Source organism: Pseudomonas sp. P7548, from assembly GCF_013386585.1.
In the GTDB taxonomy this organism is placed as follows: Bacteria; Pseudomonadota; Gammaproteobacteria; order Pseudomonadales; family Pseudomonadaceae; genus Aquipseudomonas.
Genome location: NZ_JACARO010000001.1, coordinates 94,186 through 116,911, shown reverse-complemented (window position 1 = coordinate 116,911; position 22,726 = coordinate 94,186). Strand labels below are relative to the sequence as shown.

Annotated in this window: 20 protein-coding genes; 14 read left to right on the top strand and 6 right to left on the bottom strand. The window is 62.8% G+C overall.

Annotated features, from left to right (window positions below):
• Window positions 1–29: 29 nt before the first annotated feature.
• Window positions 30–1,307, bottom strand: a complete 1,278-nt coding sequence (locus HX803_RS00485) for an acetyl-CoA C-acetyltransferase (RefSeq protein WP_178918475.1) — start codon at window positions 1,305–1,307, stop codon at window positions 30–32.
• Window positions 1,308–1,420: 113 nt separating this feature from the next.
• Between HX803_RS00485 and HX803_RS00480 the strand changes: the two genes are divergently transcribed.
• The 4 genes from HX803_RS00480 (at window position 1,421) to HX803_RS00465 (ending at window position 7,346) form a co-directional block, all read left to right on the top strand.
• The gene (locus HX803_RS00480; RefSeq protein ID WP_178918474.1) at window positions 1,421–2,764 is read left to right on the top strand and encodes a 3-oxoacyl-ACP reductase; all 1,344 of its coding nucleotides are present in this window, start codon (window positions 1,421–1,423) and stop codon (window positions 2,762–2,764) included.
• A gap of 2 nt (window positions 2,765–2,766) precedes the next feature.
• Entirely contained in the window at window positions 2,767–3,615 is an 849-nt protein-coding gene (locus HX803_RS00475; protein ID WP_178918473.1) for a MaoC/PaaZ C-terminal domain-containing protein, read from the top strand.
• Between the two features lie 301 nt (window positions 3,616–3,916).
• Window positions 3,917–5,482, top strand: a complete 1,566-nt coding sequence (locus HX803_RS00470; protein WP_178918472.1) for a collagen-like triple helix repeat-containing protein — start codon at window positions 3,917–3,919, stop codon at window positions 5,480–5,482.
• 181 nt (window positions 5,483–5,663) lie between these two features.
• Complete coding sequence (locus HX803_RS00465) at window positions 5,664–7,346, top strand: ShlB/FhaC/HecB family hemolysin secretion/activation protein (RefSeq protein WP_178918471.1); 1,683 nt, start codon at window positions 5,664–5,666, stop codon at window positions 7,344–7,346.
• Window positions 7,347–7,590: 244 nt separating this feature from the next.
• Here HX803_RS00465 and HX803_RS00460 read toward each other — a convergent pair whose 3' ends face one another.
• Together HX803_RS00460 and HX803_RS00455 are read right to left on the bottom strand one after the other, a co-directional pair.
• The gene (locus HX803_RS00460; RefSeq protein WP_176999411.1) at window positions 7,591–7,995 is read right to left on the bottom strand and encodes a response regulator; all 405 of its coding nucleotides are present in this window, start codon (window positions 7,993–7,995) and stop codon (window positions 7,591–7,593) included.
• 59 nt (window positions 7,996–8,054) lie between these two features.
• Window positions 8,055–8,258, bottom strand: coding sequence for a Flp family type IVb pilin (locus HX803_RS00455; protein WP_178918470.1), 204 nt, complete (start codon window positions 8,256–8,258; stop codon window positions 8,055–8,057).
• Between the two features lie 330 nt (window positions 8,259–8,588).
• On the opposite strand from HX803_RS00455, the gene cpaB reads away from it, so the two are divergent.
• The 8 genes from cpaB to HX803_RS00415 are packed head-to-tail and all read left to right on the top strand — an operon-like array spanning window position 8,589 to window position 16,025.
• Window positions 8,589–9,524 (top strand): Flp pilus assembly protein CpaB, encoded by a 936-nt coding sequence (gene cpaB, locus HX803_RS00450; RefSeq protein WP_178918469.1) that lies wholly within the window; start codon window positions 8,589–8,591, stop codon window positions 9,522–9,524.
• Between the two features lie 19 nt (window positions 9,525–9,543).
• Window positions 9,544–10,761, top strand: a complete 1,218-nt coding sequence (locus tag HX803_RS00445) for a type II and III secretion system protein family protein (protein WP_178918468.1) — start codon at window positions 9,544–9,546, stop codon at window positions 10,759–10,761.
• The gene (locus HX803_RS00440; RefSeq protein ID WP_178918467.1) at window positions 10,758–11,951 is read left to right on the top strand and encodes a pilus assembly protein; all 1,194 of its coding nucleotides are present in this window, start codon (window positions 10,758–10,760) and stop codon (window positions 11,949–11,951) included. The genes HX803_RS00445 and HX803_RS00440 overlap by 4 nt, the downstream gene beginning before the upstream one ends.
• Window positions 11,948–13,222, top strand: coding sequence for a CpaF family protein (locus HX803_RS00435; protein WP_178918466.1), 1,275 nt, complete (start codon window positions 11,948–11,950; stop codon window positions 13,220–13,222). Before HX803_RS00440 ends, HX803_RS00435 begins: the two co-directional genes overlap by 4 nt.
• Before the next feature lie 19 nt (window positions 13,223–13,241).
• Window positions 13,242–14,123 (top strand): type II secretion system F family protein, encoded by an 882-nt coding sequence (locus HX803_RS00430; protein WP_178918465.1) that lies wholly within the window; start codon window positions 13,242–13,244, stop codon window positions 14,121–14,123.
• Between the two features lies 1 nt (window position 14,124).
• Window positions 14,125–15,012 (top strand): type II secretion system F family protein, encoded by an 888-nt coding sequence (locus HX803_RS00425; RefSeq protein WP_178918464.1) that lies wholly within the window; start codon window positions 14,125–14,127, stop codon window positions 15,010–15,012.
• A 10-nt stretch (window positions 15,013–15,022) separates the two neighbouring features.
• Window positions 15,023–15,748, top strand: a complete 726-nt coding sequence (locus HX803_RS00420) for a tetratricopeptide repeat protein (RefSeq protein ID WP_178918463.1) — start codon at window positions 15,023–15,025, stop codon at window positions 15,746–15,748.
• Between the two features lie 10 nt (window positions 15,749–15,758).
• Window positions 15,759–16,025 (top strand): DUF3613 domain-containing protein, encoded by a 267-nt coding sequence (locus tag HX803_RS00415; protein WP_178918462.1) that lies wholly within the window; start codon window positions 15,759–15,761, stop codon window positions 16,023–16,025.
• A gap of 41 nt (window positions 16,026–16,066) precedes the next feature.
• On the opposite strand, the gene HX803_RS00410 is transcribed toward HX803_RS00415, so the two are convergent.
• Both HX803_RS00410 and HX803_RS00405 read right to left on the bottom strand, forming a co-directional pair.
• The gene (locus tag HX803_RS00410; RefSeq protein WP_178918461.1) at window positions 16,067–16,849 is read right to left on the bottom strand and encodes a response regulator transcription factor; all 783 of its coding nucleotides are present in this window, start codon (window positions 16,847–16,849) and stop codon (window positions 16,067–16,069) included.
• A gap of 126 nt (window positions 16,850–16,975) precedes the next feature.
• Window positions 16,976–17,425: a prepilin peptidase gene (locus HX803_RS00405; RefSeq protein ID WP_178918460.1), complete on the bottom strand. Its 450-nt coding sequence runs from the start codon at window positions 17,423–17,425 to the stop codon at window positions 16,976–16,978.
• A gap of 72 nt (window positions 17,426–17,497) precedes the next feature.
• Here HX803_RS00405 and HX803_RS00400 point away from each other — a divergent pair, with 72 nt between their 5' ends.
• Together HX803_RS00400 and HX803_RS00395 are read left to right on the top strand one after the other, a co-directional pair.
• Entirely contained in the window at window positions 17,498–17,935 is a 438-nt protein-coding gene (locus HX803_RS00400; RefSeq protein ID WP_178918459.1) for a TadE family protein, read from the top strand.
• Entirely contained in the window at window positions 17,932–20,667 is a 2,736-nt protein-coding gene (locus HX803_RS00395) for a PAS domain-containing sensor histidine kinase (protein ID WP_178918458.1), read from the top strand. Before HX803_RS00400 ends, HX803_RS00395 begins: the two co-directional genes overlap by 4 nt.
• Here HX803_RS00395 and HX803_RS00390 read toward each other — a convergent pair.
• On the bottom strand, window positions 20,664–22,613 hold the full coding sequence (locus HX803_RS00390; RefSeq protein WP_178918457.1) for a pilus assembly protein TadG-related protein: 1,950 nt from the start codon (window positions 22,611–22,613) through the stop codon (window positions 20,664–20,666). The genes HX803_RS00395 and HX803_RS00390 overlap by 4 nt on opposite strands.
• Window positions 22,614–22,726 lie beyond the last annotated feature (113 nt).

The following is a 22,726-nucleotide window of genomic DNA, read 5'->3' as shown; positions in this document are numbered from 1 at the left end:
CACTTAAGAATGCATCCAATATGCCAATTTCAGCGTTCAATGATCGCCGTAACCCCCTGCCCGCCTGCCGCACAGATGGAAATCAGCCCACGCCCCTTGCCCGCCGCGTCCAGCAACTTGGCCAGGTTGGCGACAATACGCCCGCCCGTGGCCGCAAACGGGTGCCCCGCCGCCAAGGAACTGCCCTTCACATTCAGCCGGCTGCGGTCGATGGACCCCAAGGGCGCGTCAAGCCCCAGGCGCGTCTTGCAGTAGTCGGCATCTTCCCAGGCCTTGAGCGTGCACAAAACCTGGGCAGCGAAGGCCTCGTGGATCTCGTAGTAATCGAAGTCCTGCAACGTCAGTCCATTCCTCGCCAGCAGACGCGGCACCGCATACACCGGCGCCATCAACAGACCTTCCGCGCCGTTGACGAAATCCACCGCCGCCGCTTCACCGTCGCGCCAGTAGGCCAGGATCGGCAGGCCACGTTCCTTGGCCCAGACTTCGCTGCCCAGCAGCACCAATGAGGCGCCATCCGTCAGTGGCGTGGAGTTGCCCGCCGTGAGCGTGCCCTTTTCACTGCGCTCAAACACCGGCTTGAGGCTGGCGAGTTTTTCCAGGGTCAGGTCGGGGCGCAGGTTGTTGTCGCGGGTCAGGCCCAGGAACGGCGTGAGCAAATCGTTGTGCCAGCCTTCGGCGTAGGCGGCGGCCATTTTCTGATGGCTTTCCAGGGCCAACTGGTCCTGTTCGGCGCGGGGAATCTGCCAAGTCTGCGCCATCAACTCGCAATGCTCACCCATGGACAACCCGGTGCGCGGTTCGCCGTTGCGTGGCAGCTCGGGCTTGAGGTGATGGGGACGAAGTTGTAACAGGAGTTTTAATTTATCCCCCATCGATTTGCTGCGGTTGGCCTGCAGCAGGAGCTTGCGCAGCCCTTCATTCACGCCGATCGGCGCGTCGGAGGTGGTGTCGACCCCACCCGCAATCCCGCATTCAATCTGGCCCAAGGCGATCTTGTTGGCCACCAGCAACGCCGCTTCCAGCCCCGTGCCGCAGGCCTGCTGAATGTCATAGGCCGGGGTTTGTGGCGACAGGCGCGAGCCGAGCACGCATTCGCGAGTAAGGTTGAAGTCCCGGGAGTGCTTGAGCACCGCGCCGGCAGCCACTTCGCCCAGGCGCAGGCCGTGCAGGTTGTAGCGTTCGATCAGGCCTTCCAGGGCTGCGGTCAGCATCGCCTGGTTGCTCGCCGTGGCGTACGGGCCATTGGAGCGAGCGAAAGGAATGCGGTTACCGCCAATGATCGCTACACGGCGCAATTGAGTCATGGAAAGCTCCCTGTGGGTTGTGGGTGTAATCATCCAGCCTAGCCTAGGCTGATCGAACGACTACCGCCCCGGGGTGGTCAACCCTTTGAACCCCAGCTTTCGGAGAGCGTTCCATGTCTGACCGTTATATCGACTTCGCCAACTCAAGCCTCGGTCATCGCCTGGTCGCTGCCCTTGGCCTGCCGTCACCGGTACGCCTGGAACGCTGGCAAGCCGGGCGCCTGCGCCCAGTTGAAGGTGCGCTGTTACTGGGCGGCGGTGAGCTGACGGCCAAGGTACAGGCGTTCGCCCACAAGCTGACCGACGCGACCTACACCTACGGCACCGAGACCTCGACGTGGATTCCCGGGCATGGTCCCAAGCTCAAGGCGGTGGTGTTCGACGCCAGCGACCTGCAACACACCGATCAGCTCAAGCAATTGCGCGAGTTCTTTCAGCCCCTCCTGAAGAACCTGGATAACAGCGCGCACCTGGTGATTCTCGGCCGCGCTCCGGAAACCCTCAGCGATCCTTTTGCCGCCAGCGCCCAACGTGCCCTCGAGGGGTTCAGCCGCTCACTCGCCAAGGAGCTGCGCAACGGCGGCGTGCTGCAATTGCTCTACGTCGGCGAGGGTGCCGAGGACCAACTGGAGGGCGCCCTGCGCTTCTTCCTTTCACCGAAAAGCGCCTACATCTCCGGCCAGGTCATTCGCCTGGCAGCGTGTGCCACCCCGGTCGAAGATTGGACGCGCGCCCTCGCCGGGCGCAAGGCGCTGGTCACGGGCGCTGCCCGGGGCATCGGTGCGTCCATCGCTGAAACCCTGGCCCGCGATGGCGCTGACGTCATTCTGCTCGACGTGCCCCAGGCCAAGGTTGACCTCGAAGCCCTCGCCGCGCGCCTGGGCGCACGCACGGTGGTGCTGGATATCTGCGCTGAAGATGCCGCCACGCGGTTGGTGGAACACCTGCCCGACGGCCTCGACATCTTGGTACATAACGCAGGTATCACCCGCGACAAGACCCTGGCCAACATGACCCCGGAATACTGGGACGCCGTGCTGGCCGTCAACCTCAACGCCCCGCAGGTGCTGACCCAGGCATTGCTCGACAGCGGCACCTTGCACGACAACGCCCGCGTGGTGTTGCTGGCCTCCATCAGCGGCATTGCCGGCAACCGTGGGCAAACTAACTATGCCGCGAGCAAGGCCGGCTTGATCGGGCTGGCCCAAGCCTGGGCGCCGCTGCTTCAAGCGCGGGGTATCAGCATCAATGCCGTCGCGCCCGGTTTTATCGAAACCCAGATGACCGCACATATCCCCTTCGCCTTGCGTGAAGCCGGGCGGCGCATGAGTTCGCTGGGCCAGGGCGGCCTGCCCCAGGACGTCGCCGAAGCCGTCGCCTGGCTCGGTCAGCCGGGCAGCGGCGCGGTCAGCGGGCAAGCGTTGCGGGTGTGTGGGCAAAGTCTTTTGGGAGCATAAACATGGATTGGCACACCTTAGGCAGCACACCCTTCTTGCCGCCGTTGTATTGGCGGGCGGCGCTCAAGCGCAAGATCACCGGCAGCACCTTGCCCGAACAGGGCTTGCGCTGCCGGGTGCGCATCAACCCCAATGACGTGGCGGCGTACCGCAAGGTCTGTGGTTTCGCCGACAGCCCGATCTTGCCGGCGACTTATCCGCATATCCTGGCGTTCGGCCTGCAGATGCAGTTGCTCACGGCGAAGGATTTTCCCTTTCCGTTACTGGGGTTGGTTCACCTGAGCAACCGCATCCGCATTCACCGCCCCTTGGGTGGCGTCAGTGAACTGACGATCGGCGTACAGGCCTGCAACCTCCAGCCCCACAGCAAAGGGGCGACCTTTGACTTACTGACCACCGCAGAGGATTCCCTCGGGCTGTTGTGGGAGGCCGAAAGCCGCATGCTGTGTCGGGGCGTCAAGCTCGAAGGCGAAGCGCTGGATAATCCGTTGCCCACGCCCACCCAAGTCAGCGAACTGACGCGCTGGAAAGCCCCTGCCGATATCGGTCGCCGTTATGCGCGGGTCTCAGGCGACTACAACCCGATCCACCTCAGCGCCCTCACCGCCAAGCTGTTCGGGTTCCCACAAGCCATCGCCCACGGGTTGTGGAACAAAGCGCATACCCTGGCTGCGCTGGGTGAACATTTGCCCGCTGCCAATATTGAACTGCATGTCGAGTTCAACAAGCCCGTGCGCTTGCCCAGTGAAGTCACCCTGTATTGCAGCGCCCCAGGTTCCAGCGGCGAGTTGCTGTTGAAAGGTACGGGCGATCTACAACACATGGTAGGCAAGTGGCAGCCGATCGCGTAAAAATCACCGATTAATTGTATATATACATCCTAAGTTATAGCGGGCTTTTTTAAGCCCGCTATTTTATTTATATCATTGATTTTTAAAATATATATATCTAGATACATCTACCCTTTATCGCTTTGGTATTAGTCATTAAGCCCTGACTTGAACCCAGTATATAAATCGTTAATACCAAGTTGAGCATTGTGAGAAAGAGTGCCCGGGACTGTTATAGCCACACGGACAAACGCATCGCTATCCAAGAAATAACGAGCGTTTGAAAACAACCCAAGGTTGTACAGGTGCAAGGAACTCAATCATGAACACTCAAACTCAAGTGGTGATCTGGAAAACAAGTACCGCGCTGGCCCTGGCAGTCGCATTGGCGCTCGGAGGCTGCAGCAGCGGTGGTGGTGGGCATCACAGTGGTGGTTCGGCTTCAACCGACTCGGCAGCCGGTGGCGGTACGGGCGGTGGTACAGGTGGCGGGACCGGTGGTGGCACTGGCGGCGGAACAGGTGGCGGAACAGGCGGTGGCACCGGTGGCGGTACCACCACACCGCTGGTGACCGCGACCGTGGTCGACACCCTGGGTGACACCGTGACCGGCGTCGGTGGCGCCGTCAAAAGCCTGGGCACCACCCTTGGCAGCTTGCCGATTGTCGGCGCAACCACGGGCGGCCTGGTGACCGCCACTGGCACCGCGGTCGGCAGCATCGGCGACGGCCTGTCCACGGGGCTCGGTACGATTGGCACCGACAGCAATGCACTGGGCAAAACACTGGCCGGTGTCGGCAAAGGCGTAGCCGATCTGGGCGATGGCGTCAGCACCACAGGCGGCAACGTGGCCACCCTGCTGGGGAACGTACCGGTCGTTGCCGGCGCAGCCCCTGTTGTTGGTGGCGTGGTCGACAAGGTCGGCAATGTCGTGACCATGCTCGGCGACACCTTGAGCACGGCGAGCACCACCGGCCCTCTGGGTTCGGTCACCAATACCGTCGGCGGCAAGGTGTTGGTACCGGTGGTCTCACTGGTGGAAAAAACCACCGGCCAAGTGGGCACCGCGACCGGCCTGGATACGCCAGTCGGCGGCCTGTTGAAGAAAGTCGGCAGCACCGTCGACGGCTTGGGCGATAAAGTCGCCGACGCTGGCGGCACTGGCAACCCTGTGACCGGCATCGTGGGTAACGTACTCAATGGCGTAGGCACCGTGGTGGATAAAGCCAGCGGCTATGTCGACCCAGCCACCGGCACCGGCTCCGGCAGTGGTAGCGGCGGCGGCACGGGCGGCGCGGGTAACCTCGGCTTGCCAGAACTGATTGGCGGCATCATCGCCGGCGCCGGCAACGGCCTCGATGCAGGCAGCACCAACGGTGTGGTCAGCGCAGCAGGCGCTACCGGTGGCAAAGCGGGTGGCACCGTGGCATCCCTGGGCACTCTCCTCGGCGGCAGTGGCGTCCCCAACACCGCAGCGGGCGCACCGGTTGGGCAAGTGACTCAGGTGCTCGGAAATGCCCTTAACCCTGTGACCAACGGCGTCACCAGCCTGACCCAAAACATCGGCGGCGCAACCGGCCTGGGTGCACCGATCAACGGCCTGGTCACCAACGTAGGCGGCGCAGTCAGCAACCTGGGCGGTGCCCTCAGCGGCGCCAACGCCAACCCGGTCACCAACGCCTTGGGCGGCACCGTCAGCGCCGTCGGTGGCACCGTAGCGTCCATCGGTGGCCTGGTCACCGGGGGCACCAACGCCGGTGGTGGTTTGCTCGGTGGCGGCCTGAACCTGGGGGGTAGCGCATCTGCCTCCGCAGGGGCCAGTGCCGGCGCCAACGCCAACGGTGGTCTGCTGGGCGGCCTGCTCGGTGGCCTGACCGGCAAAAAATAGAATTGCACCTGGCCGATTAGACGGCCTCCCCTACAGCGCCTACGCTTGGTTGAGACGAGAGACCTTATAAGCCTCTCGTCTTTTTTATGGGCAAATGAACTGTCCCGGAAGTACCCGAACCGCGCCCCCAGAGCCCGGCGGGAATCTGCGAAACGCTGCTGCTTTGACCATGGAGTGTCCTATGCGCGCCTTGACGCCGTTGTTGTTGCTCACCCTCAGTACCTACGCCTGCGCCGATACCCTACCCAGCTTCCTCAATAGCAACGACACCATCCGCAACCTGCCCGTGCCCAACCTGCCCGCCGACGCCTATCGTCCGGTCGCCCCGCAAACCCAACTGCCGACACCCGCCGCCACCGAAGCCCAACCCTTGTTGATGGACACCAAAGTGACCATTCGCAAACTGCAGATCGACGGCGGCACGATTTACCCGCTCAAGGAATTGGCCCAGGTCTTCGAGCCGCTGACTGGCCACGAGACCAATCTGGCCCAGCTGATCGAAGCCACGCGCGGTATCACCCGGCGCTATCAACAGGATGGCTACCTGCTGTCCTACGCGTTCCTGCCAGAACAGAGCTTCGACGACGGCCTGGTGCACGTGGTGGTGGTGGAAGGTTATATCCGCGACTACCAACTGCAAGGCGACGTCGGCCCGGTCTCGTCCTACATCGACAAACTGGCAGAAAAACTCAAGGCCGAACGCCCACTGACCCGCAAGACCTTCGAGCGCTACACCACCTTGATGAGCACCATTCCGGGCGTGACACTGCAAGCCCAGGTACCGCCACCCAGCACCACTGGCGGCGGCACGCATATGCAAATCACCGCCAGCCGCAAGCCGTTCACCACCAGCATGAGCCTCACCGAGGCCAGCCGGGGCGGCACCCAGGCGCTGCTCAGCGCCACCAGCAATTCGCAAACATCCATGGGCGAGCAACTGAGTGTCAGTGGCCTGTTCCCACCCGGGAACGACAAAGAGCATTACTACCGTGCGGCGTATAGCCAATTCATCAATGCCGAAGGCACGCAACTGGTGTTGTCGGGCGAACGCTATCGCGCCGACCCGCGTACCAACGTGCAACTGGGCGACGGCCTGGAGCTGAAGCCGCATCAGGAAATCGATCGTTACTCCATCGGTTTCACCCACCCCTTTATCGCCTCGCCCAGCGAGTCGTTGAGCCTGGGCACGCGCCTGTACGCCGTCGACCAGACCACCCGCTACAAACTGGAAGGTTTCCCGCAACGCTTTGACCTGAAAACCGACCTGCGCGCCGTCGCGGTTGAAGGCGACTGGCGTACGGCTGACACCACCCAACTGCGCATCCTCAGCGCCGGGTTGTATCAGGGCATCAACGGCATGGGCGCCAAGACCCACTCGGACTTCGGCGGCCTCACGCCAGACCTCGACTTCTTCCGCGTGCGCCTGTCCGGGGTGCAGAGCAACAAGCTGTTCGATAACTGGCAAGGCGTGCTGTCGGCGGCCGCTTACTGGACCAATGACACCCTGCCCGACAGCGAGCGCGCCACCTTTGGCGGGCAAAACTTCGGCCGTGGCTACCCCGATGACCAGGGGTCAGGCGACAAGGGCTGGGGCTTGGCGTACGAGGTCAATTACAGTTACAACCGCGCCGGCGACTGGGTGAGGATCCTGCAGCCGTACGTCGTGTTTGACCGCGCCAAGACTTGGTACAACGACCTGCCCATCCAGGGCAACGACATGTCATCAGCAGCGTTGGGCCTGCGTTTTGGCGACGCCAAGTACTACAACATCGCGCTGGAGGCGGCCAAGCCAATGTCGGAAGTGGCGTTCGACAACTATGACCGGCGGCCACGGTATTCGCTGAGTTTCAGCTACCAGCTTTGAAGGCCGACGTCGGGGCCGGGGTATAACACCGGTCCTGTAGTGAGCGGGTTTACCCCGCGCCAGCCCCACCACTAATCTCATGCCTCCAACCAAAACGCATCGACTGGTTTTGGGGCGGCTTCGCCACCCAGCGCGGGGTAAACCCGCTCACTACAAAGGCGCGGCTTTGCGTTGGGGGCGCGATCCTTCAATCGGGCTGTGTTGGTGTGGGGGCCTCGGCGCGGGGCAAGCCCGCTCACTACGATCAGAGGCGGGGTTTGGGCAGGGGGAACAGGCTGTTCAAGGTGTCGATCAGGCGCACCAGGTAGATCGGTTTGCGGAACAGGTCCAGCACCTGCAGCCGCAGCATGTCGCTGACGTCGTCCATTTCGGCATGGCCCGACATCACGATGACCGGCAGATGTGAACGCGAGGTGTGTTCGCGCAGGCGCTTGATCAGGGAGATGCCACTCTCCTCGGGCATGCGCAGGTCGGTAATGACCAGGGCGATATCCGGATTGAGGGTCAGCTCCTGCAAAGCGAAGGTGACAGAAGTGGCGGTGAAGCACACGAATCCCTCATTTTCGAGGGATTCGGCAAGTTCGATCAGGGCGTCCTCTTCATCGTCCACCAATAGGATTTGCTGGCGGCGAGACGACGACGGTGTCATAGACGATACCCAGTGATTAATATTCGCCAACAAAGCGTTGCATGCAACTTAGTTAAAAATCAACTGCCACTACCCGCCGGTAACGCATTTGATACAGAAGTGAAGACGTTTTTGATTTTATCACCGAGCCCAGAACCTGCACCGATAATAACCAACGCGACGATAGCCACGATAATCACATACTCAATGGCCGACGCCCCATCCCTGCGCCTGAAGAACAGCTGGGTCTGGACATACGCCTTCAAGATCAAGTCAAGAATCATAATACTTCTCCCTAATGCGCCGCAGAGCGCCGGTACAGCTGGGTTGCACGATGATTGCCGTGTGCCATTAGAGCATTGTCAACAAACCCCAGCCTCACAACTGTAAGAACGAATTAATCACAAAGTATTAGTCGTAAAGTTGGCGTCATAAAACCGTGTTTTTCATGAAAGCTTTTTTAGTTCAGAGAAATTTTGCGGCGGGTAATGGCATTTCGTCCTAGCTGAACTACCTTCCAATAGCGAAATAGTTAGATGTTCATAGCAGCCAGTGTTGCGGATTAACCCGTTTGGATTAGCGGGCAGCGGTGCAACGGGATAAGGAGAGCCGTCATGAACAGTCGTTTCAGCATGATCCTGGCCGGCGTGCTTTTAATTGGAGCCTTGATCGCCGGCTATTGGGGGCTGGCGCTGAGCCGCGCACCGGAACCTGTTGCAGCACCTGTCATTTCCGTCGAAAACAGCGTCGCCGCCATCGAAGACAAAACCCGCCAGCCGGTGGTGGTGCTGGTGCATGACGTGCCCCCCTTCGTCCCCCTCGCCGCGACCGACCTGGTCATTGAAAACCTGCGCACCGTGCCCGCTGGCAGTCTCACCCGCCTCGACCAGGCTATCGGTCGCATCCCTTTGCGCACCCTGGGCGCCGGCAACTGGTTGAGCGAAGAAAGCTTCAGCGCCGGCGGCCCGCTGGCCCGCATGATCCGCCCGGATGAACGCGCCCTGGCAGTGGCGGTGGACGAGGTGATCGGCGCCGCCGGCCAACTGAGCCCCGGCGACTTCGTCGATATCCTGCTGTTCCTGCGCCAGGAGCCCGGCAACACCGAGCAGTCGGCACAGGTGGTAATCCCGGCCATGCGCCTGCTCAGTGTCGGCGACCAAGTGGGCCTGGCCAATGACGGTAAACCCGCCACCGTACCGCCCTCAACGCCCGAGGAAAAAGCCCAGGCCGCCCAACGCCGGGCCGGCGCGCGCACCGTGGTGCTGGCGGTTCCCGAACCCTTATTGAGCCGCCTGATGCTGGCGTCCCAGGCAGGCATTTTGCGCCTGGCCGTACGCAGCGCCGACGAACAACTGCTGAGCCGCTACTGGGCCGGCGAAAACGACTCGGTGGAAAAAGTGCAAAGCGCCGACCGCGATCTCTACCAATTCACCCAGTTGGCCATGGCGCCCCCGCCGAAAAGAACCGCACCGGTCGCCGCCGCCCAGGGCGGCCAACGCCGTGGCATTGAAGTGATCCGTGGTGCGCAAGCCGCCGAACAAACGCCCTGATTGAACAAGGAAGCCTTGAATGAGCCATCGCTACGCTCAAATGGCCTTGGTCCTGATGCTGTCGAGCCTGCCCGTGGGCTTGGCCTTCGCTGCGTCGGGTAGCTGCAGCGCCCTGGGCCAGTTGCCCGCCGTGGTTGAAGTGGGAGAAGGGTTGCAACAGGAGCTGCAATCGCCGGTCGCCATTACGCGACTGGCCATCGGCGACCCCAGGATTGCCGATGTGCGGATCAACGGCGACCGTAACTTCCTGCTCACCGGCGTGGGCGCCGGGACGACCAGCCTGATGGTCTGGACCGGCTGCTCGACCACGCCGCGCCAGAGCATGGTGTTCGTCAAAGGCAAGGCCACCGCAGCCCTGACGAGCCTGTCGCTGCCGCCGTCCGAAGACCCGACATTACCCAGCCAGGTGCAGACCGATATCCGCTTCGTCGAAGTCAGTCGCACCAAGCTCAAGGAGGCCAGCACCTCGTTGTTCGGCCAGGGCGGCAACTTCCTGTTCGGCAGCCCGGGCAACGGTTCCATTCCCGCCACCACCGCCAACAGTTTCCGTGGGCAGGCGGTGAACAACGGTTTCTTCAACATCGGTTTTGGTGGCGGGCGGATCTCGGCCATGATCAATGCCCTGGAGCAAAGCGGTTTCGCCTACACCCTGTCACGTCCCAGCCTGGTGGCCCTCAGCGGACAGAGCGCAACCTTCCTCGCCGGTGGCGAAGTGCCGATTCCGGTCCCCAGCAGTGGCAGCGACAGCATCTCCATCGAGTACAAGGAGTTCGGCATCCGCCTGACACTCACGCCCACCGTCATCGACCGTAACCGCATCACCCTCAAGGTAGCGCCCGAAGTCAGCGAGCTGGACTACAGCAACGCGGTGCAGATCGAAGGCATCCAGGTGCCCGCCCTCACCGTGCGCCGTACCGACACCAGCGTGTCCCTGGCCGATGGCGAAAGCTTCGTGATCAGTGGCCTGATCAGCAGCACCAACCGCTCCACCATCAGCAAGTTCCCGGGCCTGGGTGACATCCCGATCCTGGGGGCGTTTTTCCGCGACTCCAATATCAGCCGTGAAGAAAAAGAGCTGTTGATGATCGTCACGCCGCACTTGGTACAACCGTTGGCGGCCAACGCCCAATTGCCCTCCTTGCCCGGCGAGAAACTGCGCAACTACGACCCGAACTGGTATCGGCTGTTCTTTCTGGAAAACGGCAACTTCGACCGTCGCAGTGGACTTTCCCAATGAGCGATAGCCTGAGCCAGACGTTTCTGGCAATCACACGCAACACCACCGACCTGGAATGGCTGCAGGGTGCCCTTGCACCGTTGGGCCAGGTGGTCAGCGCCGGTGGCGGCAGCCTGGATGAACTGCTGGCGTTGGTGGACGTGACCTTCGCCAACCTGGTGTTCGTGGGCCTGGACCGCGAGCACGTGGTGGCCCAGAGCGCGTTGATCGAAGGCGCGCTGGAAGCCAAGCCGATGCTGGCGATCGTGGCGCTCGGCGACGGCATGGACAACCAGCTCGTGCTCAATGCCATGCGCGCCGGGGCGCGGGATTTTGTCGCCTACGGCTCACGCTCCAGCGAAGTGGCCGGGCTGGTGCGGCGCCTGAGCAAGCGCCTGCCACCTGCCACGCCGAACACCCAGCTCGGCGGCCTCACCGTGCTCTACGGCACCCAGGGCAACGCCGACGGCGCCTTGCTGGCCAGCCACCTGGCCATGGTCGTGCAGAAGAGCGGGCAACACACGCTGTTGCTCGACCTGGGCCTGCCACGGGGCGACAGCCTGGCGCTGCTGGGCCTGGAAAGTACCTTCAACTTCGGCGACGCCCTGCGCCACCTGCGCCGCCTCGACACCACCCTGATCAACAGCGCCTTCGCGGCCAGCGAAGACGGCTTGCGCATCCTCGCCTATGCCCCCAGCGATGAGCCCCTGGAGCTGACCAGCGCCGCCGAGCTGTACATGCTGCTCAGCGCCCTGCGCCAGCACTTCCAGCACATCGTGGTGAACCTCACAGGCCAGCCCGACAGCGAGGCGCTGCGTACCTTTGTCAGCCATTGCGACAAGCTGCTGTGGTGCACCGACCAGAGCGTGCTCGACTGCCGGCGCAACCTGGCGGTGCTCAATCAATGGCGCGAAAAAGGCATGCGCCTGGACCACGCCAAGCTGCTGGTCGACCGCTACATCAAGGGCTGCGCCCCGGACACCGAGGCCCTCGGCAAAAGCTTCGGCCTGGAGGTGATTGCCGTGCTGCCGTTCAGCCCGGAGGTGCGCCTGAATGCCAAGAACCAGGGCCAGACCCTGTTCACCTTGTCGCCCCGCGAGAACCTGACCCACGCCCTGAAAGCCCTGGGCGAACGCCTGGCCAAACGCTCCGAAGGCCTGGCAAAACCGTCGATGAGCTGGTTCGAGCGCCTGATGGGAAGTGGTCGATGAACGGCGAAAAACTCTTCGGCGCCCCCGCCCGAGGCGTAGCGGGCCACAGCGATCACGACGGCCTGAAACTGGTGCTGCATCGCTACATCATCGATGCCATCGAAGAGTCGGGCAAAAACCTGCTGGAAGGCTCGCGTCAATCCCTCGCGCAGTTCGTGATCGACAAAGTGTCCGAGTACATCACGCGCATGCACCTGGCGATTTCCCGTTACGAAATGGAGCGGCTGGCCGAAGAGATTGTCGACGAGCTCACCGGCTTTGGTCCCTTGGAAGTGCTGCTGCGCGACACCTCGGTGACCGAAATCCTGGTCAACGGCCCGCACCGGGTGTTCATCGAGCGCGACGGTTTACTGCATCAGAGCGACCTGCGCTTTATCGACGCTCACCATGTGGAGCGGGTGATGCAGCGTATCCTCGCACCGCTGGGCCGGCGCCTGGATGAATCCTCGCCGATGGTGGACGCCCGCCTGCCCGATGGCAGCCGGGTCAACGCAATCATCCCGCCGATTGCCCTGGACGGCCCCTGCCTGTCGATTCGTAAGTTCCGCAAAGACATGCTCAAGAGCAGCGACCTGGTGGCGATGCAGACCATCGACCAAAGCATCTTCGAGTTCTTCCAGGAGGCGGTGGGCAAGCGCTGCAACGTCTTGATCAGCGGTGGTACGGGCACCGGCAAGACCACCTTGCTCAACATCCTCAGCCAGTTGATCAACCCTCACGAGCGCCTGGTGACCATCGAAGACGTGGCCGAACTGCAACTGGGCCACCCCCACGTGGTGCGCCTGGAAACCCGCCCGCCGAATGCCGAGGGCCACGGTGAAGTCAAGGCCAGTGACCTGATCCGCAACGCCCTGCGGATGCGCCCCGACCGCATCATCCTTGGCGAAATCCGTGGCGTGGAAGTGCTCGATGTGATGACCGCCATGAACACCGGTCACGACGGTTCCATGAGCACCGTGCACGCCAACAATGCCCAGGACGCGTTGCTGCGCCTGGAAACCCTGGTGGGCCTGACCGGTCGCGTGGTGGCGGAAAAAACCCTGCGGCAGATGATCTGCGCGGCGCTGGACGTGGTGATCCAGCTGACCCGCCTGCCCGACGGCCGCCGCTGCGTGAGTGAGGTGGTGGAAGTGGTCGGGGTGCGCGACGACGTCTACGTCATCAATACCCTGTTCCGTCTCGACCGGCGCACCGGCTTCGGCTTCCTGCGTGAGGCGATCAACCCTGCGGGCGACAAGCTGCGCCACGAATCGGCATTGCCGCTGCCATAGTCTGAGGGAGAGAGGACGGATGACCGGGCCCATTCTGCTGCTGATCTGCATCATCCTGATCGGCCTGTCGTATCGCCTGTTTCAAAACGGCTTGCGCCAGGCCGGCAACGACCGCGTGCTGGAACGCCTCACCGACGGCCAGCCGGTGCAGGAAGCCCCGAATACCACCTGGAACGCACTGGAGCGCATGTTCCAACGCGCCGGCCTGGGCAAACCCACTGACCGCCTGTGGCTGTGGCTCACCGGTTGGGCATTGTGCGCCCTGCTCGGCTATTACCTCGCCCATTGGCTGGGGGCGCTGGCGATGCTGGTGTTACCGCCCCTGGCAATGCGCCTGTACATCGCCTGGCGCTATCAACGGCGCGTGCAGCGCATGATCGAGCAATTGCCGCAGTTGCTGGACCACAGCGTGCGCAGCCTCAAGTCCGGGCGCACCTTGGCAGACGCGGTACTGGGCGGTATCGAAAACACCGAAAACCCGCTCAAGTACGCGATGAGCCGCATCCAGCGCAACGTGCAGATGGGTGTGAGCCTGCCGGATTCCGTCAGCGACTTTGCCGAGTTCTACGAGCAGGACGAGTTCCGTCTGTTTGCCCTGGGCTTGAAGGTCAATCATCGCTACGGCGGCAACGCCAGCGAGTTGCTGGAAAACCTGATCAAGATGATCCGCGAGCGCGAGCAAGGCAGCCGCCAGCTCAAGGCCATGACCGGCGAAACGCGCATGACCGCCTATGTGCTGGCGGGTCTGCCGGTGCTCATGGTCGGCTACTTCCTGATCATCAACCCCGGCTACCTGATGACCATGTGGAACGACGAAACCGGACGCTACCTACTGTTCGGTGCCTTAGCGATGGACGTGACGGGCACCTTCGTCATGTGGCGCATGTTGCGGAGTATTTGAGATGGCGTTATTGGCCAGTGCCCTGTTGCTGCTCGCCGCCGTGGTGTTGATCACCGGCCACTGGCTGGAACAACGCCGGCGCCAGCGCCTGGTCACCCAGCGCCTGCAGGGCCAACTGAGCCGCGAAGACCGCTTCGGCAGCCTGCTGCGCCAATTGGGTGCCAGCCCCCTTGCCCAGCGCTCGGTGAGCCTGGACAACGAGACCCAGACCCTGCTCAACCGCATCGGCTGGCGCAAGGCCAACCAGCGCTCGCTGTTTGCTGCCTTCCAGATTGGCGTGCCCATCGTGTTGCTGGCGGTCTCAGTGGTCGGCCAGCGTTTGCTGTTTCCCCATGCCGAATCGCCGTGGATCGCGCCTGTTATCGCCTTGGGCATTGGCTACCTGTTGCCCAAGCGCATCCTGGCGGCGGCGGCGAAAGCCCGTCAGCAACGCATCGCCCGGGAGATATCTACGTTCATCCCGTTGCTGCGCATCCTCTTCGAGTCGGGCATGGCGGTCGAGCAGTCGTTGCGCGTGCTGAGCACCGAGGCCCAGCGCTTGTTGCCGGACCTTACCCAGGAACTGCGCCTGATCCTGGCGCGGGTCGACTCCGGCCTGGAGTTGGGCGAAGAACTGGGCAAGACCGCACGACTGCTGGCCGTGGATGAGTTCACCGACACCTGCGTGATCCTGCAGCAACTGATCCAGCAAGGCGGCGGCGCGATGAAATCGTTGCTGGCGCTCAAGCAATTGCTCGATGACCGGCGCCTGACCCGCTTGCAGGAATACATCTCGAAAATGTCGGCCAAGATGTCCGTGGTAATGATGGTGTTCCTGTTCCCGGCCCTGCTGACGGTGCTGGGCGGCCCGGCCTTCATCGCCATCGCCCGCGCCCTGAATAACTTTTAAGGAGCCTTTGATGAAACTACTGATCGGCGCACTGAGCCTGTTGATGCTCGGCGGCTGTGCCACCAACGGCCAGACACCCTGGGCCGTGCTGAGCGGTTCGAGCAGTTGCTCCAAGCCCAGTGCCGAGCAGGAGCTGGCGCTGAACCTGGCCGATGACATGGCCAACGAAGGCAAGCTGCACGCCAGCCTGGCCAACCTGCAGAGCCTGCCCGATGCGCTGCCCCAGGTGCGCCTGCGCAAGGCCCGGGCGGCGCGCCTGCTGGGCCGCAGCGAGGCCGAGCCGATGTACCGCAGCCTGGTGGGCACTTGCCTGGCCGCCGAAGGCGAGCATGGTCTGGGCCAGCTGGCGTCGGCCAGGGGCAACAACGACCAGGCCCTGGCCCACATGCAGCGTGCCGCCCAGTTGGCGCCTACCAACGAAAAAATCCGCAATGACCTGGGGGTCGTGTACCTCGATCAGTTGCGCCTGGAGGAGGCCCGCTTCGAATTCCTCACGGCCATGGAGCTCAAGCAGAGCGACCAACTGGCGGCCGTCAACATGGTGACCTTGTTGATCTACCAGGATAACTGGGGGCAAGCCGCGCAACTCGTCAGCCAACTGAGCCTGAGCCCGGAACAGGTGAACAATGCACAGGTTCGGGCCCAGAGGCTCAAGGCGTCGAGCAAGGCAGTGGCGCGTAAACCCAAGGACCAAGTGGCTGCCGTCAGCGATGCGCTGCCGGCCACCGTGAAATAGGGAGTTGATGATGAAAGCCCACTACCTCGCCTGCCTCGCCTTGCTGCCGCTGATGGCCCAGGCCATCGAGCCCGGCCCCTCGTCCCCGCAGCAGGCCGAAACCGAAAACTGGCTGACGTTGCAGCTCAGCGGCCGCGTCGCCTCGACCACCCCGCAAACCGCCTCCCCGACCGAGCGCGACCAGGCGTTCAAGCGCTGGCTGGACAACAAGCACACGATTCCGGAGTTCTTTGATCCGGACGCGGGGGGCCAATCGGGAGGGGGCGCTAAAAAATGATGAGGTGAGGGAGCTGGCTCCCTCACCCTCAATGGCTCAGGTCAGTGAGCGGTGACCCGCTGGCGCATTGCCGAATTGCTCGGTGACAGCGCCAATGCCAGCTGGGTGCGGTTGTGCATGTGGGTCAGGCGCAGCACCTGGGACACGTAGAGTTTCACCGTGTTTTCGGTGATCCCCAGCTCGCAGGCGATCTGGTAGTTGGTCTGGCCCTTGCCCACCAGCCTGGCGACGTCCAGTTGCCGGGGTGACAACTGGTTGAAGATCGTCGGAATTTCCAGCGGCCCGGTATCGTCTGCCGAAATATCGCCATCGGTGTCCTGGGCCGGGCTGCGCCGCACTTTGTCGAGGTCCTGGTACAGGTCGTTGATGGACTCGGACAGGTACTGCAACTTCTGGTTCAAGTGCCCCAGTTGCAACTCCTTCTGCCGCTCCTCCAGAGCCGCCTCCTGGCGCTGCAAGCCTTCGAGCAGTTCGTCGAGGTTGATCGGCTTTTGGTAGTAATCGGAGATGCCCGCCCGCAAGGCCTTGATCACGTCCTGCTTGTCGGCGCGACCGGTGAGCATGATTGCCTCGAACGCGCGCTGCTTGCCGGCAACCCGCTGCAGCGCCTGCACCAGCTCGATACCGTCCATGTCCGGCATGTGCAGGTCGCACAGCACCAGGCCGATCTCAGTGTCCTCGCTGAAGCGCTTCAAGGCGTGCCGGCTGGACTCGCAAGGAACGCAGCGATAACCACTGCTTTCAAGAAACTCACAAAGCTCTTCGACGATCAACGGCTGGTCGTCGACCACGAGCACTTTCACTGCTGACGTAAGCTTGTTCACGCGCTACTCCATGCCTGGCAAGCCAAAAGTTTGACCTATCCCTTCTGACGAAGAATCCTATACATCAATGTAATAAACGTAGACCTACTTTCCGACTATGTACATAGCGATAGAGGCCTTCTGCGACTAATGGATCCAAAACCAGTACAGGGCAAAACCTGTCAGTAAATAGGGTGCAAACGGCTGCTTTGTTGGCGCCTGATCGGGCCCGGGCCCAACGCGTGCGCTAAGCCTTTGACCCACAAAGGCCCATGCTCCCATTACCACTGCGGCCCCGATCAGCGACCACAACAAATAGTCGGGGCTGGTCGCCAGCGCCAGGGTGGCCAGCAGCTTCACATCACCGGCGCCAAAGCGCCCCAGCACATAGCCCGGCAGGCCCAGCAGCAGCGCCAAGGCAAAGGCCCAGCCGCCCTCACCGGCGGGTGCGCCGATCCAGGTGACGCCCATCCACAGCAGGTAGATCAGCGCGAGCAGGCCGGCGCCCAGCGTCAACCCGTTGGCGATTTGTCGCTGACGCAGGTCCTGCACTGAGCACAGCACCAACCAGAACAGGATTACCAAGCCTTGGGTCACGTAAAAAACATCCCTTTTTGCTGATTGATTCTATGCTGATATCAAGTAGTAGCCGTCAGGGTAGACGCGGTCATGCAAACAAGCCTCCCCCGCAAGCAAAAAGGTGCCGCGGCGATAGAGTTCGCCCTGGTCTTCGTGATCTTTTTTGCCGTCTTCTACGGACTGGTCAGCTATAGCCTACCGTTGCTGCTGATGCAGTCATTCCACCAGGCGGCCGCCGAAGGTGTACGCCGCAGCGTGTCACTGGACCCTTCCACCGTCGGCTATTCAGGCCTGGTGACACAACGCGCCCAGGCCGCCGCCCTGGCGCAACTGAACTGGATTCCCGCTTCGTTCAAATTTCTCCCCAGCTACGTGAATGCGACCTACGTCGGCACCACCCTGACGGTGACGATCAGTTACCCCTCCTCCAGCCTCAAGTCCGTGCTGCCGGTGCTGGTGTTGCCGGGCATAGGCGCAGTGCCCAAATTGCCGACTTACCTCTCCGCCACGTCGAGCCTTCAGTTTTGACGCCGGGGGATAAGCTGCTCGGGCGTTTGCTGGGCCGCAGCAGCCCGCTGCCTTTCGATGCAACGCCCCCCGCGTTCAATGGCCTGCAACTGCAACTGGACGCCCAGGGCCATGTGCTGAGCATCACGGGCACGTTGCGCACGCAGCTTGCCCAACACCTGCTCCCCGACGCCACGCCGCCTCTGCACAGCTTGCTGCGCGCCAACTGCGCGTTGAGCATCGAAGGCCAGCCGAGCGACTGGCAACGCCATGGCCTGGACCTCGACTTCCAGGGCATCGCCGGCCAGACCCTGCACACCCGTGGCTGGATCGAGCCCGATGGCGAGCACTGGACCCTGCGCCTGCTGGACGTCAGCGACCTGTTGGCCGGCCGCCAGCTGGCCCAGCACCGCGAACAGAACCATCAGTTGGCCTGCCAGATGAGCGAACAACTGCGGGTGTGTACCCTCAGCCGCCTGCCGGAAGTGCTCAACGAACACTTGGCCAGCGTGGCCCAGCGCTGGCGCATCCCGTGCATTGCCCTGGCGCTGCTCGACGATGGCGACCAGGGTTGGCGCATCTACGGCCAGTACGCCGCCCATGACGCCCCTGCGTTGTGGCAGACCGCGCAGCGCCTGGGCACCAGCCTGGACAGCGTCAACGGCAATGCCCCACTGAGCCTGGACATCGCCCGGGGCCACAACGACAACCCGCGCCTGCACAGCGTGTTCGGCAATGCCGACGGCTTTCTGGTGCCTTACCGTGACGGCCAGGGCGTGGCCGCCTGGTTGCTGTGCGGGTTCTACAACAGCCAATCCCAGACCAGCGAACGGGACTGGCTGAACCTCACCGCCGCCCTCGCCGCCCCCCTGCTGAGCCGTTTGCGTGAACAGCGTCATCATCAGCAACTGGAGCGCGTCGAAGCCCTGCAAGGTTTGCTCGGCACCGGTTGGTGGGAGCTGTTGCCGGCCACCCAGGAGATTCAACTGGCCCCGCAACTGCTGCGCAGCCTGAGCCTCGACGACGGCCCCACTCGCCAGCCCCTCGACTTATGGCTGGAACTGATCCACCCCGCCGACCGCCAGGAACTCGGCAGTCGCCTGCATGACCTGCAAGCCTTGGGCAAACCCTTGCTCACCAGCGTGCGCTTGCAACGCAGCGATACCGAGCACCCCATCTGGTACCGCGTGCAGGGCCAAGTGCTGGGGGTGGGCGACAACCGCCGCTGGATCGGCTTCATGCTCGACATCAGCGACATCAAGAACCAGCAACTGCACGCTGCTGCGGCCCATGCGCGTCTGGATAACCTGATCGCCAGCTCTCCCGCCGTGATCTATGTGCAGCGCTACGTCAACGGGGCGCTGCAACCGGTGTTCTTCAGCGACAGCCTGCTGCCGCTGCTGGGCTGGACGCTGGCCGAGTGCGACGGGGCCGCGCTGGCATTGCTGATCCACCCCGAAGACCGCGAGCTGTATTTCGACCGTACGCGCCAACTGCTGCGCGAAGGCACAGTGCGCAGTCGCTACCGGGTCCGCGACAAACAAGGTCACTACCACTGGCTGCTCGACGAAGCCAAGTTGCTGCGCGACGACCTCGGCCTGCCGGTGGAAGCGGTCGGCCTGTGGCTGGACGTCACCGAGGCGACCCTGGCGGCCGAGCAGGTCAAGCAGAGCGAGGAGCGCTACCGCATCCTCGTGGAAGACTCCCCGGCGATGATCTGCCGCTACCGGCCCGACCTGACGCTGACCTTCGGCAACACGCCCCTGGCCAATTACCTGGAATGCCTGCCCGCGCAACTGCCGGGGGTGAACCTGGGGGAATGGCTGTCGACCGAACAGCGCCACGCCTTTGTGCAGCGCATCGGCCAGCTGACCCCGGAATTCCCCGTGAGCACCGCCGAAATCAGCCTGCAATTGCCGGGACGCGAGCACGCCTGGTGGGTGTGGTCGGACCGTGGGGTATTCGATGACAGCGGCGCGCTGGTAGAAGTCCAGGCCGTCGGCCGGGACAACACCGAAGTACGCCGCTCCCAGCAACAACTGACGCAAAGCGCCAAGATGGCCACCCTCGGCGAAATGGCCACCGGCCTGGCCCACGAGATCAACCAACCGTTGAACGTGATGCGCATGGCCATCGTCAACGTGCTCAAGCGCTTGAGCAATGGCGACGCCCAGATTGATTACCTCACGGAAAAACTCCAGCGCATTGATGCCCAGGTACAACGGGCGGCGAAGGTGGTGGACCACATGCGCGTGTTCGGCCGGCGCTCGGAAATCGAACAGCAGCCCTTTGACCCGGCGCAGGCCGTGGAAGGCACGCTGTCGCTACTGAGTGAAGGCTTGCGTGGCAAGGGCGTGGAGGTGCGCCTGACGCCTGCGGACTTCTCAGTGAAGGTCATCGGTTACGCGGACCAACTTGAACAGGTGCTGATCAACCTGATGGTCAACGCCCGCGATGCGCTGCTGAGCCAGCGGGAAAAAAATCCCGGTTTGAACCCGTGGATTGCCGTGCACACTGAACATGACAGCCGCCATGTGCGCATCTGGGTCGAGGACAACGGCGGCGGCATCGACCCGCGCCTGCTGGAGCGAATTTTCGAACCGTTCTTTACCACCAAGCCGATTGGCGTGGGCACCGGATTGGGCTTGTCGGTGAGCTACGGCATTGTGGAAAACATGGGCGGGCGTCTGAGTGTCAGCAACGGTGAGCACGGCGCCCGGTTCTGTGTGGAGCTGCCGATCATCACCGCCTAGATCACCAGGTAAGCGCGGCCCATGTGGCAGGTGAGGTTGGCCCCCACTTCGGCGTTGCCCAGGCTGATGCCCAAGGCCGAAAGCAGGGTGTTGACGATGGGGTCTAGTATCGGCGCCAGCACGTTCTGTATCAGCCCCACGACGGACGAGATGATGGTGGTCAACGCATTGGCGACCGTCGCATTGCCACTGTTGGGCGTACTGCCGGTGGGCGGTACGTAAGTCACCTGCAGGCCCGACAACGTGGCGCCCAGGCTGTTGATGATATTGGCGGTACCGGGTGGGCTCTGGTAGGTCGGCGTCGCGTTCATTTCAGCCACGGGTAAAAACAGCAAGGGGCTGGTTTGCTGGCCGATGGTGGACAGCGCCCTCAAGTTCAAGCCGCCGCCCACCCCGGCCGTACGCGGGCCGCAGATCAAGGTCAGCACGATGCAATAGTGCTCGCCAAAATCGATCAGCCTGACCGGCTGTACATTGACCGGCGCCGAGGACGAAAACGCCGATACCGGGTCCACATAGCCCACGCCCAAGGTGGCGACGGCGGTAGTGGCCTGCACCGTCAACGACTTGGTGGCCGGCGTGGCACAACTGAAATCCGTCACGTGGCTCTCGGCGCTGGCGGCCTCGATGTAGATGGACAGGGACTGGGTGATATCCACGTCTGTGACATTGCACGCCACCAGGCATAGGACGCCCCCGACCACCGCAGGAATATTCAGGTTCAGCAGGCCGCCTACCACCTTCGACACGGGCGTGGCGAGACCGGTCAGGATCGAGGCCACCCCCGATACCAACTTGAGCACCGGCGCCTGCACCACCACCAGGGTGCGCACTTGTGCCGTGCGCACGAAGATCTGATCGGTCGGCGGCGTCTTGGCCAGCCCGGCCTTGGCCAGTGCGGGGTTGCCAATCGCCGAGAGTTGCGGCGGTTCGATCACCTTGGTCTGGATCGAGACATTGCCCACCAGGGGGATATTGAGTTGAACCGCCGCGCTCACCGCGCTCTTGCTGCTGGACAGTTGCGCCACCGCCTCCAGCAGTTGGAACAGCTGCACTGTGGAGTTCAGCGCAGCAATCGGCGTGCCGGTGGCCACGTTCAGCAAACTGCCCACAGTCAGCAGTTGGGTATTGGGGGCGATGGCTTCCAGCGCCAGCACGTTGTTGATGACCGCCGTGGCCGCGGCGCCGTTCTTTTGCAGCAACATCACCGTCGCATGGATCAGGTCGGTGGCCGAGGCCTTGGCCGCCAGCAGCGCGGTGTAGTCACCTGCGGTCACGTTCAGGCGGATGGCCAACTGGTCCAGGTAACCGAGCAGGTTGACGTTGGTGGATACGATCCCGTTCCAGCCCGCCGCCGTCAGCGACAGGCTGCCACCGAGCAAATTGCCAAAGGTGAAGTTAAGCAACGGCGATTTCGTGGAGTCGACCGTGGCCAGGCTGCTGCGGATGGTCAGTTGCGCGACAGGCGGTGCCTGGGCCGCCACGGCGGTAGCACTCAGGACGGTCTGCGCATTGAACGCTTTACCGTGGAACAGGTTCAGGATGCCATTGGCGATGCTGGTCATCACCGTGCGCGAGGCCACCACGCGGATCGCGTCGTTCTTGGTGGCATCGGCGGTAAATACGCGCAGGTTGCTGGCGTTGGTGGCGAGAGTGCCGCAGGTCACCACCAGCGTGCGGCTGTTATCGCCGGCCACCAGCGTGAAACCGTTGCGCTTGGCATTTTGCACGGCATAGGCATTGGCGGTGGTGCTGCTGCCGCATTGCCCGCCCAGGCCTGCTGCCTCCAGCGCCGAGGTGTCGGCAATGGACTGCACCTTGCGTTTTTCGAGGTACAACCGCCCGCTGTCGACCGCCAGCAGCATGAATATCAAGGCAAGCGCCAAGGTACCCGCCGCCATCAGGCCGATCGCACCACGTTGCCTGGAACGAAGTCGGGGAGACATCGAGCACTCCTTTGGCGCTTACTCTCCTTAGGTGCAATGAAGTGTAGTCAAGGCTGGGCAGGGGTGATGACGATTTTGCAGACGCCAAAGCACCCTGTAGGAGCTGGCTTGCC

Coding starts and splice junctions, on each gene's coding strand:
- HX803_RS00485 (WP_178918475.1), bottom strand. CDS start 1,307: ATGACTCAATTGCGCCGTGTAGCGATCATTGGCGGTAACCGCATTCCT.
- HX803_RS00480 (WP_178918474.1), top strand. CDS start 1,421: ATGTCTGACCGTTATATCGACTTCGCCAACTCAAGCCTCGGTCATCGC.
- HX803_RS00475 (WP_178918473.1), top strand. CDS start 2,767: ATGGATTGGCACACCTTAGGCAGCACACCCTTCTTGCCGCCGTTGTAT.
- HX803_RS00470 (WP_178918472.1), top strand. CDS start 3,917: ATGAACACTCAAACTCAAGTGGTGATCTGGAAAACAAGTACCGCGCTG.
- HX803_RS00465 (WP_178918471.1), top strand. CDS start 5,664: ATGCGCGCCTTGACGCCGTTGTTGTTGCTCACCCTCAGTACCTACGCC.
- HX803_RS00460 (WP_176999411.1), bottom strand. CDS start 7,995: ATGACACCGTCGTCGTCTCGCCGCCAGCAAATCCTATTGGTGGACGAT.
- HX803_RS00455 (WP_178918470.1), bottom strand. CDS start 8,258: ATGATTCTTGACTTGATCTTGAAGGCGTATGTCCAGACCCAGCTGTTC.
- cpaB (WP_178918469.1), top strand. CDS start 8,589: ATGAACAGTCGTTTCAGCATGATCCTGGCCGGCGTGCTTTTAATTGGA.
- HX803_RS00445 (WP_178918468.1), top strand. CDS start 9,544: ATGAGCCATCGCTACGCTCAAATGGCCTTGGTCCTGATGCTGTCGAGC.
- HX803_RS00440 (WP_178918467.1), top strand. CDS start 10,758: ATGAGCGATAGCCTGAGCCAGACGTTTCTGGCAATCACACGCAACACC.
- HX803_RS00435 (WP_178918466.1), top strand. CDS start 11,948: ATGAACGGCGAAAAACTCTTCGGCGCCCCCGCCCGAGGCGTAGCGGGC.
- HX803_RS00430 (WP_178918465.1), top strand. CDS start 13,242: ATGACCGGGCCCATTCTGCTGCTGATCTGCATCATCCTGATCGGCCTG.
- HX803_RS00425 (WP_178918464.1), top strand. CDS start 14,125: ATGGCGTTATTGGCCAGTGCCCTGTTGCTGCTCGCCGCCGTGGTGTTG.
- HX803_RS00420 (WP_178918463.1), top strand. CDS start 15,023: ATGAAACTACTGATCGGCGCACTGAGCCTGTTGATGCTCGGCGGCTGT.
- HX803_RS00415 (WP_178918462.1), top strand. CDS start 15,759: ATGAAAGCCCACTACCTCGCCTGCCTCGCCTTGCTGCCGCTGATGGCC.
- HX803_RS00400 (WP_178918459.1), top strand. CDS start 17,498: ATGCAAACAAGCCTCCCCCGCAAGCAAAAAGGTGCCGCGGCGATAGAG.
- HX803_RS00390 (WP_178918457.1), bottom strand. CDS start 22,613: ATGTCTCCCCGACTTCGTTCCAGGCAACGTGGTGCGATCGGCCTGATG.